The 12,461-nt window shown below is 38.7% G+C and carries 12 protein-coding genes and 1 pseudogene; 3 read left to right on the top strand and 10 right to left on the bottom strand.

The features are described 5' to 3' along the window. The first annotated feature begins 63 nt into the window (after positions 1-63). Together mobV and CWB65_RS16925 are read left to right on the top strand one after the other, a co-directional pair. Entirely contained in the window at positions 64-861 is a 798-nt protein-coding gene (mobV, locus tag CWB65_RS16930) for a MobV family relaxase (protein WP_138741065.1), read from the top strand. A 176-nt stretch (positions 862-1,037) separates the two neighbouring features. After that, a complete protein-coding gene (locus CWB65_RS16925) occupies positions 1,038-1,277 on the top strand; it encodes a hypothetical protein (protein ID WP_138741064.1) in 240 nt (79 codons plus the stop codon). Between the two features lie 145 nt (positions 1,278-1,422). Here CWB65_RS16925 and miaE (CWB65_RS16920) read toward each other — a convergent pair whose 3' ends face one another. The 3 genes and pseudogenes from miaE (CWB65_RS16920) to miaE (CWB65_RS16910) all read right to left on the bottom strand — a co-directional run. Beyond that, positions 1,423-2,196 carry a tRNA isopentenyl-2-thiomethyl-A-37 hydroxylase MiaE gene (gene miaE / locus CWB65_RS16920; RefSeq protein WP_138741063.1) on the bottom strand — a complete coding sequence of 258 codons (774 nt, stop codon included), beginning with the start codon at positions 2,194-2,196 and terminating at the stop codon, positions 1,423-1,425. Positions 2,197-2,198: 2 nt separating this feature from the next. Further along, positions 2,199-3,872, bottom strand: coding sequence for a recombinase family protein (locus CWB65_RS16915; protein ID WP_138741062.1), 1,674 nt, complete (start codon positions 3,870-3,872; stop codon positions 2,199-2,201). A 41-nt stretch (positions 3,873-3,913) separates the two neighbouring features. Beyond that, positions 3,914-4,045: pseudogene (miaE, locus tag CWB65_RS16910) on the bottom strand (tRNA isopentenyl-2-thiomethyl-A-37 hydroxylase MiaE); the annotation flags it as partial. 205 nt (positions 4,046-4,250) lie between these two features. On the opposite strand from miaE (CWB65_RS16910), the gene CWB65_RS16905 reads away from it, so the two are divergent. Continuing rightward, the gene (locus CWB65_RS16905; protein WP_138741061.1) at positions 4,251-4,850 is read left to right on the top strand and encodes a Yip1 family protein; all 600 of its coding nucleotides are present in this window, start codon (positions 4,251-4,253) and stop codon (positions 4,848-4,850) included. Between the two features lie 89 nt (positions 4,851-4,939). Here CWB65_RS16905 and purF read toward each other — a convergent pair whose 3' ends face one another. The 7 genes from purF to CWB65_RS16870 form a co-directional block, all read right to left on the bottom strand. Continuing rightward, on the bottom strand, positions 4,940-6,466 hold the full coding sequence (gene purF, locus CWB65_RS16900; protein WP_010557197.1) for an amidophosphoribosyltransferase: 1,527 nt from the start codon (positions 6,464-6,466) through the stop codon (positions 4,940-4,942). Positions 6,467-6,484: 18 nt separating this feature from the next. Beyond that, a complete protein-coding gene (locus CWB65_RS16895; protein ID WP_006793890.1) occupies positions 6,485-6,979 on the bottom strand; it encodes a CvpA family protein in 495 nt (164 codons plus the stop codon). Positions 6,980-7,163: 184 nt separating this feature from the next. Next, a complete protein-coding gene (locus CWB65_RS16890) occupies positions 7,164-7,853 on the bottom strand; it encodes an SPOR domain-containing protein (protein WP_138741060.1) in 690 nt (229 codons plus the stop codon). Positions 7,854-7,864: 11 nt separating this feature from the next. Further along, positions 7,865-9,130, bottom strand: coding sequence for a bifunctional tetrahydrofolate synthase/dihydrofolate synthase (folC, locus tag CWB65_RS16885; RefSeq protein WP_138741059.1), 1,266 nt, complete (start codon positions 9,128-9,130; stop codon positions 7,865-7,867). 25 nt (positions 9,131-9,155) lie between these two features. After that, positions 9,156-10,031 (bottom strand): acetyl-CoA carboxylase, carboxyltransferase subunit beta, encoded by an 876-nt coding sequence (gene accD, locus CWB65_RS16880; RefSeq protein WP_008128641.1) that lies wholly within the window; start codon positions 10,029-10,031, stop codon positions 9,156-9,158. A 150-nt stretch (positions 10,032-10,181) separates the two neighbouring features. Continuing rightward, a complete protein-coding gene (gene truA / locus CWB65_RS16875) occupies positions 10,182-10,976 on the bottom strand; it encodes a tRNA pseudouridine(38-40) synthase TruA (RefSeq protein WP_010557200.1) in 795 nt (264 codons plus the stop codon). A gap of 155 nt (positions 10,977-11,131) precedes the next feature. Next, a partial coding sequence (locus CWB65_RS16870) for a FimV C-terminal domain-containing protein (RefSeq protein WP_283240443.1) occupies positions 11,132-12,461 on the bottom strand: 1,330 nt, incomplete at its 5' end.

Below are 12,461 nucleotides of genomic sequence, written 5' to 3'. Positions count from 1 at the left end.
AAGTTGTCTATAGACAACTTTGAAGATGCATCCACATTTAAAAAAATGGCTAAGGATTAGGCAATGATTGATACAAGCAACAATAAAGCTATCTTCAGGATAAAAAAAATTAATTTGCAAAGACAGTTACGTGCTGCCCTTGCTCATAATTTGCGACTGGTAAACCCTCCAAACGTAAACACTGAGCTATCTCATTATAATATCCAAGCAAAAGGGTTAAACACTATTGAAGCCTGTATGAGTCGGTTTGAGAGTGCTTTAGAGGGTATAAAAGTGCGCAAGAATGCTGTACTAGCTCATGAAGCTATTATCACAGGCTCTCCAGATCATATGAATAAATTGACAAAAAAACAGCAAATAGCATATTTCACTGATGCTGCACACTGGCTAGTTAAATTACATGGAGGAGATTACAAAAATATCCTTTGTTTATCAATACATTACGATGAATCGGGCGCGCACGGTCACTATTTAATGGTACCCAAAATAGAATCAAAGTTAAATAGCCGAGCTATTATTGGTGGAGCTCGAGGCAGACTTAGCGAATTACAAACGGAGTTTTACGAAAAAGTGGCAAAAAAATACGGATTTACACGAGGTATAAAAAATAGTAAAGCTACACACCAGCATTATAGTGAATTTAAAAACCTTAAAAACGACTTAAGTGAGGTAAAGAATAAATTGGAACAAACCCAAATTGAGTACAAGACAGCCCTTAATAGACTCAGCTCTGCTCAGCAAAGCCTGTTATTTATAAAAAAGGAACTGACACTAGCTAAAACTCTGGGGGTATCTGACTTAAGAAGAAAAATCGCTCTTCTGGAAAAGAATACTATGTTTAAGGTAACCCCACGCATTTAGAGTTATTGCCTTAGCGATTAAATTAAATTTCATGAAGTAACATAACAAATAAAATTAAAAATTATTTAACCTCTCAGGTTCCGAGTTAAAAAAATCGGCTATAATCAGAGATTCAAACAATGGTGTTGTTTTAATAACACTTTTTTTATCCGCTAAATGCTAAGGAAAGCAATTTAATGAAGTTACATGTTACCCGCCAAGTCAAAGCTGTATTGGAAGAAGACAAGGGCTTAGATGAGCATTATATCACTGATAAGTTAAGCTACTTTGAAAAAGCTAAAACCAACCGCGAAGCACTTATGATTTCTAGCTTTTTAGATCGAGAGGGTCGAAAAATGCTTGCTAACCGCCTGAAAATGAACGAACGTGATTTAACGGGCTTTTATCAAATAGTCGAACAATCTTATTGGTGGTAGAGTAATCGGAGACTTACTACTATAGATTAATTATTTTATTAAACATGGGCTTATAAACCCATGTTTTTTTATTAATAAGATACAACTCTTAATGAAAGCTTTCTTAAACTTAGATGGTGAAACGCTAACTTCGCAGGTTAAACCATTATGAAAGTGTAGGCACACCACTATGAAACTTGAAGTCTTTATCTGATGATAAAATTAGCTCAGCTTCTATGCCACCAAAAAATTTGATTCGCTCGGTAATATCAAAATCAGCAATGTCTTGAGCAAGGAGCAAGTAATCTTGATAATGACGCGCTTCTGAACGCAATAACGATATGTAAAAGTCACCTAAGCGTTTATCTACATGCGGTGCCAGTTTTGCAAAACGCTCACATGAGCGTGCCTCAATATAAGCACCAATAATGAGTTTATCGACTAAAGCATCTGGCTCATACGATTTGACATGTCGTAACATGCCTTTAGCATAACGACAGGGAGTGATGCTTCTATATTCAACATCATATTCATCCATAATTTCGAGTACTTGATAAAAATGATGGAGCTCTTCTTTTATTAGCATCACCATTTTATTAATTAAGTCTTGGCCATAGAGAGTATCTGATTTTTGGATCATTGACTTAGATAGTTTATTCTTATCGCTAAGGTCGCGCCAGTCCCCTTCTCTTTTGTATATCAGAGATTCAAAAGGTTTTAACCACTCAAGTAACGCATCACCACTATTTTTATCAACGGCATACTTACGAATTAGAAACATTGCTGATTGAGCTGCTTTTAATTCACACACGAGGTGGTCTAAAAGTACTATGTCGAGATTCTCATGTTTTTTTGCTTTTTCAACCCATTTCTTAGGTGTATTACACTGCAAAAAATTATTTATTGGTTCTAATAGTTTGTCTATTTCATTTGAGTTCATTACTAATCATCTTTTAATAATATATCTAAATAGCCACTTTCTGAATGTATCTTAAGGTAATACATGAGGCGAGCTGCATTTTCAACAGTAGATCCCCTGCTTTTGTGAGGGTACATTAACCTATCAATATCCCAATCAGATGTGCGCACCTCAGTGACATATTCACTTTCTCTATAATACTCTTTTGAACCATAAAAAACACATTGGTAGGCTTTACGTTTTCGATCATATTGGCTAAATTTGAACCTAGCTACAACGTTATCCTCTTCTAAGCTAAAAGATAATTCCTTGTTTTTTAAAATTATCTTATTGCCTATCCGATTTAATTCGAGATTATAATTTAAAGGGTCGGTTTGTGATAGATCGACTATTTTTTTAGATATTGAAGCTACATTAAGTTTTGTTTCAATTTCGGCTTGTATTTCAGCTAGCTGACTAATAATATCATTTATTTCATCATCTAACTCTTCCATCAAACCAAATATTGTTCCTGATTTTTTTTCACTATTTTTATAATGATCTTTCAGGTCAGCCAATTTTGTTTGAAGCCCTTTTAATTCATAAGTTAGTTTCGCTTTTTTCTCATGACTGGTAGAGCTTCGTTTTGCACCACTAATTTTAGCAAGTATCAAGGGCTCAACATAAGCAAAAAAGAAATGATAAGCTACAACATAAGGAAATGTTGTCGGTGCATCACAACTTTCTCCCCCTGATCTCTGCTTTCTACTACATCGAAGCAACGGTAATGACTCTGCTGATTGTTGGATACTCATACCTGAACCACAATGCCCACACTTAACCAAGCCATGTAAGGGCCACTTCCTGTCAGGTCTAACGCTCGTAAACAGTCGTTCTTTACATATCCGCTGAGAATTATAAAAATCTTTATCACTTACAACCGATTCGTAAAGCTTCTCATTGTAAACTAAACCTATGCACTTAGGGTTTTGAATTATTCTGATAATTTTTGTCGGATTGATATTTTTCAGTGGCTTTATTTTACCGTATTTTTTTCTCAGTGCTCTTTCAATCAAAACTTGACCAAGTCCTTCAGCATGCAATTTAAAAATATCTCGCACTACATCCGCGTATTCATTTAACTTGCCTTTTTGGTCTAGCCAAAAAGGCATCCGCATCTTAGGGGGGATTTTATTTTCTTTGGCGTTATATTCTCGTCGACTCCAAGAGCTTTTTACTTTTTCTGAACGCCATTTAGAATCTGAATGAGCCTTATCAATCTCAACAATTAAACGCATACGTGTTGCTAAGTCATTACGCTTACTTGGGGAGTAAACACTTTGGTCTCTTGCTGTTACAATAGAAACATCATGATCCCAAATTTTATCAAGTAACTTTTCCGTTTCAGTAATCGTCATTCGAGACAATCTAGAAAAGTGCTCAACAAGAATAATCGAGCCTTTAGGAACTACCTTTGACTCTATCGCAGCAACAAGCCTCCCCAAAGAACCCGAACTTAAATGCTTGCCCGAAAATGCTGATACACCTGCATCAATGAGAGGCTTACCTTCAAGCTCAACCACCACGCAGTTCGGGTGACTACGTAACCACTCTCTTTGTGCCTCCCCCTGTCTATACAAAGAGCTGTTCCCTTCTTGGGCTTGAGAACTAAAGCGCTGGTATAAATATACGTTACCAGATAATTTATCGTCTGACATAGCAATTACTCACTGAATTTATATATGCACATATTATCATTAAGCTCACAAATTAAGTGATCTATTAAAATAACTGACAGATTTTCTTTTTTGATTGCTTTATCTACCCACTGAGTCGGTGTTTTGCACAATAAAAAATCATGAATAGGCTCTAACAGCTGGCTATGTGACACGTTTGATGCTCGTTACTAATTAAAATTAAAGAACCTGTATTTTAACACGAATTCACGGTTTGATTAAATCAAAGCCAGCTTCATTTATTTGTTAAAAATTAGTTAACTTGACTTTGTACACTATGTGGCCCATAACTGTAAATGAACTGTATAAAAAACACACCATAACAAAAACAATAATACCTTCCTAAACGGAGTACACACTATGATATTAAACCACCTATGGGGCATATACGCTCACCCACTTGAAGAGTGGCAAACAATTGATAACCGACACGAAAGCTTGACCTACAGCTTGTCACATATTTTACTCATTGCTTTGTTTCCATCAATAATGGGGTATTACTCGTCTGTTTACTTGGGCTGGAGCATTGGCACTGGTGGTCTAGTATTTTTAACACATGAGAGCGCGCTATTAATAGCTATAGCCATGTATGTAGCTTTAATTATAGGTGTATTTGCACTTGCCTATTTAGCCCATTGGATGGCCGTTACTTTTGGATCTAAACCCACCTTTACTCAAACGCTTGAACTAGCGGCTTACACAGCAACACCGGTATTTATGTCTGCGCTTGCCGCTTTTTGGCCTGTGCTTTGGTTTGTTGTATGTGCTGGTATTGTTGCACTAGCCTACTCGGTTTATTTACTTTATACCGGAGTACCTATACTCATGCACATACCTGAAGAACGTGGTTTTATTTATGCAAGCTCGGTCGTTACCTGTGGGCTAATATTATTAGTCATCATATTAGCTGCCACTGCGATTCTTTGGACAAATGGCATTGTAAGCCCCATGTTCACATAATAAATTTTAAGTAACTCGATTAAGTAATATTCAACCAACAAAAAAGGAGCTAATTAGCTCCTTTTCTAAAATTAAAATACTCGAAAGTATTAATCAGTCTCGTTTTCTTCTTGGTTATGTATTTCTAACCCTGATGACATCGCGGTCTCGCGTGTGCTTTTAGCTGTATCGTTCCTCAGTTTATCTATTCGGTTTAAATAGTTTTGATCTATGTCGCCTGTTATATATTGCCCGTCAAACACAGAAGTTTCAAATTGAGTTATTTCTGGATTTTCTTGGCTTACAGCGGCCATTAAATCTGTTAATGACTGAAAAATCAATCCGTCAGAACCAATACTTGCGTTTATATCTTCAACCTCACGGCCATGAGCAATAAGTTCAGCTGCCGATGGCATATCTATACCATAAACATTTGGAAAGCGTATTTCAGGAGCTGCTGAGGCAAAGTATACATTTTTAGCACCAGACTCTCGCGCCATTTCCACAATTTGCGCTGATGTGGTACCGCGCACTATTGAATCATCAACAAGTAATACATTTTTACCTTTAAATTCACGATCAATTGCGTTTAGCTTTTGACGCACTGACTTTTTACGCATTTCTTGACCAGGCATAATGAACGTACGGCCAATGTAACGGTTTTTAACAAAGCCTTGGCGGTACGGTAAATCAAGAACGCGAGCAATTTCAAGCGCGACATCGCACGAAGTTTCTGGAATAGGAATGACAACATCAATGTCTTTATCCGCCCACTCACGTGCTATTTTCTCACCAAGTTTGGTACCCATGTTTACGCGTGTTGCATAAACCGACATTCTGTCTATTGTTGAGTCTGGACGAGCAAAATAAACAAATTCAAAAATACAAGGCGAGTAAGACACTTTATCTGCACAATTTAATGAGTGGAACTGTCCATCTTCAGTCACAAAAATAGCTTCACCTGGGGCTACATCGCGAATAAACTCAAAGCCATCAGGTTTTAGTGCCACACTCTCTGAGGCAAACATGTACTCTGTGCCTTTTTCAGTCTCGCGTTTACCAAAAACAAGAGGGCGAATACCGTTAGGATCACGAAACGCTACAACACCGTGACCAATAATCATGGCAATGGCTGCATAGCCACCCGTTACTTTTTTGTTTACCTCAGCAACGGCTGTAAACACATCTTCAGGGTCCAGATGCAACTTGTCTGAGCGACTAAGCTCATGCGCCATAATATTCAGCAATATCTCAGAGTCAGACGTTGTATTAACATGTCGACGTGCTTCTGAAAATAACTGTTCTTTTAGTTCTTCAGCATTTGTAAGGTTTCCATTATGCGCAAGGGCGATACCAAATGGTGAGTTTACATAAAAAGGCTGTGCCTCAGATGAACTAGAAGAGCCTGCTGTTGGATAACGTACATGGCCAATACCAATGGTACCTTGTAGTCGTTTCATGTGACGTGTGTGAAATACATCTTTCACTAGGCCGTTTGCTTTACGTAAGCTAAACGTATTATTTTCAATGGTAATTATTCCCGCGGCGTCTTGCCCACGATGCTGCAAAACAGTTAAGCCATCATATATCGCCTGATTCACAGGAGACGTTCCGACTATTCCAACGATACCACACATGTAATTTATCCTCGCCGATTAACGGTTTACTGAATTTAAAAAGCTGGAGTTGTTTTCAAGGTACGAAAAAAACCATTCAACAACAAAGCCAAATTCTGGAATCAAAATAGAATTACCCCACCAGTGCGTATTAGGTGCACCAGTAAAAGCATCAAGAAAGAAGAGTAACGCGCTCACGACCAACACGCCTCGTAGAGCACCAAACACTATGCCAAAGACACGGTCAGTACCCGATAAGCCAGTACGAAGTACAAGCTGACCTAAAATATAGTTTAGTAAACCGCCTAACAGGAGCGTCGCAAAGAAGAGTATGGCAATGGCCGCCGCATTTCTTAAAAGGGGTTCAGAAATGCTTGTTAGGAAGGAAGCTAAATATTGGTAAAATAAACTTGAGATGATAAACGCGCCTGCCCATACCGCTAATGACATAGCTTCTTTTACAAAGCCGCGTATTAAACCGATGATGGTAGACAGTGCAATGATGCCAAGAATGGCGTAATCAACCCAGATCATAATAACCAATTAGTCGCTATTTTGGGGCGCATTCTATACCCAAACATCCTCAGTATGCAAGTTTAAACGGGAGATAACCGCAGCCAGCCTGAAACATTTAATTAACATTTTGACGGTTAATAAATTGGCCTAAGTAATTGTGTAACATCAAAGAAAAAGGCCTTGTTGTTTAAGGCCTTTTTAATTAGTTAGTTACTTCGTATTGGGTTATTTTACCGTTAAGCTTAGTAAGCTTTTTAAGCTCTGGTAACTGCTTTTCCAACTCAGTTTTATCAAGTGACGGGCCAACAAATACTTTTGTTAGCGTTCCGTTAGGTGTTTTTATAGGTTTAGTAAACGTATTAAACCCTTTTGAAGTTAATTTAGCCTGTAATGCTTTAACATTTGCAGCATGAGAAAAACTACCTAACTGCACCACATAGGCCATATCAGTTAGGTTTTCATCACTTTTACGCGGCGTAATAGGCTTAGGTGCCTCTTTAACTACTTTTTCGGGAACCTTATTCTCTTCTTTCGCTTTAGCAACTTGCGGTTCAGCAATATCAGTTTTTGTAGCTTTAGGTATAACTGACGCTTCAACTATTTTCTCTTCGCTAGCAAAGTTGCTTTGTGAAATAGTATCGTCTTGCTCTAAAACGTCATCATCAGGAGAAATATCTTCAATGTTATCTTGCTTTAACGGCTCAGCTATAGCTACTTGATCATTAATTGAGTCTTGCAAGTCAATCGTTTTGAACTCAGGTCGCTCTGGGATCGCTTTAAAGCCTTCCTTGTAATGCACTTTTTCGCCATCAAGTATGTTTGGGATAAACACAATAGCTGCGATCACCACAATACTTGTTCCAACTAAGCGATTTATAAAACTTGAGTTCACCGATATCCTCTCTATTTTTTAAAATAATTAATAGCATCTGCTACTGTAAAAAATGAACCAAATACAATTAAAATAACATTGTCTTGTTGCTTAGGTAAAATAACACTCAGTGCTCGTTCAACGCTTTCAAAGCTTTGTACCTTGTCGTGAGTAGATACGCTTTGTAGGGCTTCTTTTAGGTTATTAGCACTATCACCACGAGGGCCGCCTAAGCTAGCAAGAAACCAATCATCGACAAGATGGGTTAGCTCTTTGAGCACCGCTGCTTTATCTTTATCAGCAAGCATAGCGGCTAATGCGTGAACTTTAAAGCCTTTATCTTTGTAGCTTAATAACTTATTGGCTAAATAGCGAGCTGATTCTGGATTGTGAGCGACGTCTGTAAATACCAATGGCTCTGTGCTTAATTGTTCAAAACGCCCTTCCACCACCAAGTTAGCTAAGCAATTTTTTATTACATCAACATTGGGTAATAAATTTAAAACGCTTAGCACTGTTAGAGCAGTCGCTGCATTTTGCGCGGGTATTGCAGGCTTATTGAGTGTCAGGTTATGTTTTTCAAACTGCCAATTAAACGTTTTGTCGTGCTCTTTAAAAATAAAGTCAGTGCCTGATAATGTCATATTGGCACTAATCTCGTTACCGTAATCAATCATTGTATGCGGGATACTTAAGTCCCCAATGATAGCGGGGGTATCTTTGCGGAATATACCCGCTTTATCGTACGCCACCAGCTCTCGGGTATCGCCAAGGTATTCTTTGTGGTCTAAATCGATGGTTGTAATAACACTTGCGTATGGCGTTACTATATTTGTTGCATCAAAACGCCCGCCTAAGCCAACTTCTAATAATACATAATCTACTTCAAAGCGCTTAAAAATAGCCAGTGCCCCCAACGTACCGTACTCAAAATACGTAAGCGGTGTGCGACCCCGGCCTTGCTCTAGCGTGTTGAAGGCATCAACATGGTATTGATCATCAAGCTCTTGACCATTTATGCGAACACGTTCGTTATATCGAATTAAATGAGGAGAGGCGTAAGTACCTACGCTGTAACCTTGAGCAAGTAGTAGCGATTCTAAACAGCGCGCAGTCGTGCCTTTGCCGTTTGTGCCGCCAATAAGAATAATTTTGCTGGGGGTATTTAGTAAACCAATATTATTGGCAACATCTGCAACGCGCTCTAAGCCCATTGCAATGTTGGCTGGGTGAACACTTTCTAAATAAAAAAGCCAATCATCAAGGCTTGATGATTGGCTAGGGATTGTATTTGTCATAGCGTGTAATCAGTAAAGCTGAAATTTACGCTACTCTATGCTCTTGTTCGGTAGAAGGCAAGTTCATAAATTTAGCAAGCACTCGAGCTAACGTATCACGCATTTCACGGCGGTCAACAATCATGTCTATTGCACCGTGCTCTAGTAAAAACTCACTACGCTGAAAACCTTCTGGTAAGGTTTCGCGAACTGTTTGCTCTATTACTCGCGGGCCAGCAAAGCCAATTAAGGCTTTTGGTTCAGCAACGTTAATATCACCTAGCATTGCTAATGAAGCCGATACACCACCCATTGTTGGGTCGGTCATTACCGAAATAAATGGCAATCCTTTTTCGCTCATTTTAGCAAGTGCTGCACTGGTTTTGGCCATTTGCATAAGCGACATAAGTGCTTCTTGCATACGTGCACCACCTGAGGCAGAAAAGCACACTAATGGCATGTTGTGCTCTAAACATTGGTCTACGGCATCAACAAACCGTGCGCCAACAACCGAAGCCATTGAACCACCCATAAATGAGAATTCAAAAGCAACCGCAGCAACAGGAATGCCTTTTAAGCGGCCCTTCATTGCAACTAGCGCGTCTTTTTCGCCACTTGATTTTTGGGCTGCGCTAATACGGTCTGAGTATTTTTTAGAGTCTTTAAACTTTAATACATCTTTAGGCTCGTGCTCAGTACCAAGCTCCGTGCGGTCACCTTCATCTAAAAAGTGCTCTAAACGTTTACGGCCGCTCACACGCATGTGATGGTCGCATTTAGGACATACGTTTAATGATTTTTCTAGTTCAGCTTTATATAAAATTGAATCGCAAGCTGTACATTTAGCCCAAACGCCTTCTGGAATTTCTTTACGACCTGACGACTTAGTCGTTTTAGGTAAGATTTTTTCTAACCAACTCATTTGCAACTCTCTTAATGCTGTTCTGTGTCGCGAGTCTGCTAATAAGTAGCAGACAGATTTTTTCAATTAAAACATGAATTACACAAACACGGTATAAAAAACTGGTCTTAGTAGTTAGAGGAAATTAAATTTAGCGATTAATAATTCTAACTAAATATCAACATCAGGTAAAAATAATGGCCCTAGTGGGGTTTTAGGAATATTAAACTGCTCTGGGTAATCAACATCGACTAAATACAAACCAGCGGCTTTAGCTGTTGCACTCGCTTTTGCACGCTCTTTAACATCTAATAGTTCTTTTAACCATATAGGTTGGTGCTTGTGTAAGCCTATATCCATTAAACAACCGGTTATATTACGCACCATATGATGCAAAAATGCATTTGCCTTAATATCAATTACAACGTAATCACCCTGGCGCTGTACAGATAAGTGATGAATTGTACGTTTAGCGGTATTAGCTTGGCAGTGTAATGCTCTGAATGATGTAAAGTCATGCTCACCAATTAAATGCTGACACGCCTCTTGCATTACCTTTTCATCTAGCTTGTGATGGAAATGAGTAACACCCTCGTTCATAACAGCTCCACGGTATGGATAGTTATAAATAACGTAGCGATACCTTCTTGCGGTTGCACTAAAACGTGCATGAAAGTCTTCTGCAACAGGTTGAGCAAATCGAATAGCAATATCTTTAGGTAGCAAAGTGTTCATACCCATAGTAAACGCGACCATTTCACGAGATGCATTGGTTTCAAAATGAACAACTTGGCCTGTTCCATGCACTCCTGCGTCAGTTCGCCCTGCACACACAATTTCAACTGGGTGGTTACAGATACTCGACAGCGCCTTTTCTACTTCTTGTTGTACGCTATTTACGTGCGATTGACGCTGCCAACCACTATAACGTGCGCCATTATATTCAACCCCAAGTGCTACTCGCATATTTATCGTTTTACCTACTGTACTAATTAACGGCGCATTTTATGCTATCTCGCGGCGCAATAAAAGCGACCGTGATGTAATCATATAAAAACAATAAAAAACCCATAATCAGCATCACCAATTATGGGTTTATCGTATTGAAATTAACACAAATGCTATTGTTGTAATTTTGCTTGCAAACTAAGCGCTTCTTCTTGAACTTCTTCAGGCCCTTTTGCTATTACGTCTTCAATCACCTTAAGCGCGGAATCAAAGTCGTCGATTTCAATATAGGCACGTGCTAAGTCTAACTTAGCGGAGTAACCTCCACTCTCGGCATCAACGTCTGTTGGATTATCACCAGCAAGTAATGCATCAAACTCACTTAAACCTAAGTCTATATTTACGTCATTGTAAGGCTCATGCTCAAGTTCAGCATCGTCACTTTGCTCAAGTAATGAGTCAATATCTACAAAATCGTCTTCACCTAAAGGTTTTGCGTCTTCAGGGACTGGCTCTTTATGATTGAAGACTTCTTCATCAACTAAGTCTTCTTTCAATAAAGAATCAAAGTCAACATCAAACTCGCTGCTATCTTCTATAGCAAGTTCATCGGGAGCGGCTAACTCATTGAGCAATGAATCGAAATCGGTTTCACTTAAATCAGCCATAAATTCATCATCAAGTGCTTCATCTGATACAAGGTTAGTATCACCCTGAGAGTCAACTTGAGTTAGTTCAGCTTCACGATCAACATTAGTTTGTTCATTTATTTCATCGTCCGATTCACTTATAAATGCTGGATTGTCTAGCCCAACGCTGCTATCAGGCGCTAAATAGTCCCCATCAGCGTTATTCGACTCTGAGAGTAAATCATCAAGTGTGTCATCGTTTAAGTCGTTAAGATTGTCGAGCTCACCATCTAGTTCATTAAATTCATCAATTAACAGGTCGTCATTAAAGTTAGTTCCCGCGCTGTCTATATCATCTTCAGCTGAATTTTGATTATCAGCTTCGTTGTCATTAAGCTCTGGAGTGAACGCATCGTCACTGGTTATTTCACTATTATCTTCACCTGAACCTGAGAAATCAGCACCATTACTCGGTCTATTAGGAAGTAGCTCTTCTGCTGAAACCGCATCATCGTTAACTTGAGCAATTGATCCCTCAACCTCGTCATTGATTTCAAGCTCAGCATCTAGTTCATCTAGTTCATCTAGTTCATCATCAACAGTTTGCTCGATACCTAAATCAGATGATTCAAGCTCTTCACTATTAGGTAAATCAGTGCCTGTTTCTGCTAAATCGTTTTGTGAATATTCAAGGTTTTCGTCTAAAATTTGGCTTTCATCAGTAGCTTCAGGCGCTGATACTTCAGTCTCGTCATTAGCTTCTAGCACTAACTCTGATTCATCAAACTCATTATCAATTAATGGTTCATTATCAAAGTCATCCTCTAGGCTATCTAAATCAAAATTTGATGAAAGTGCTTGCGATAGTTCTTGC

This window comes from Pseudoalteromonas sp. S554, assembly GCF_005930865.1.
In the GTDB taxonomy this organism is placed as follows: domain Bacteria; phylum Pseudomonadota; class Gammaproteobacteria; order Enterobacterales; family Alteromonadaceae; genus Pseudoalteromonas; species Pseudoalteromonas marina.
The sequence above is the reverse complement of the archived record's forward strand: the minus strand, read 5'-3'. Positions and strand labels throughout refer to the sequence as shown.

Excerpts from the sequence above, each read along its gene's own strand:
- mobV (WP_138741065.1), top strand. The coding sequence starts at position 64 with ATGATTGATACAAGCAACAATAAAGCTATCTTCAGGATAAAAAAAATT.
- CWB65_RS16925 (WP_138741064.1), top strand. The coding sequence starts at position 1,038 with ATGAAGTTACATGTTACCCGCCAAGTCAAAGCTGTATTGGAAGAAGAC.
- miaE (WP_138741063.1), bottom strand. The coding sequence starts at position 2,196 with ATGAACTCAAATGAAATAGACAAACTATTAGAACCAATAAATAATTTT.
- CWB65_RS16915 (WP_138741062.1), bottom strand. The coding sequence starts at position 3,872 with ATGTCAGACGATAAATTATCTGGTAACGTATATTTATACCAGCGCTTT.
- CWB65_RS16905 (WP_138741061.1), top strand. The coding sequence starts at position 4,251 with ATGATATTAAACCACCTATGGGGCATATACGCTCACCCACTTGAAGAG.
- purF (WP_010557197.1), bottom strand. The coding sequence starts at position 6,466 with ATGTGTGGTATCGTTGGAATAGTCGGAACGTCTCCTGTGAATCAGGCG.
- CWB65_RS16895 (WP_006793890.1), bottom strand. The coding sequence starts at position 6,979 with ATGATCTGGGTTGATTACGCCATTCTTGGCATCATTGCACTGTCTACC.
- folC (WP_138741059.1), bottom strand. The coding sequence starts at position 9,130 with ATGACAAATACAATCCCTAGCCAATCATCAAGCCTTGATGATTGGCTT.
- accD (WP_008128641.1), bottom strand. The coding sequence starts at position 10,031 with ATGAGTTGGTTAGAAAAAATCTTACCTAAAACGACTAAGTCGTCAGGT.
- truA (WP_010557200.1), bottom strand. The coding sequence starts at position 10,976 with ATGCGAGTAGCACTTGGGGTTGAATATAATGGCGCACGTTATAGTGGT.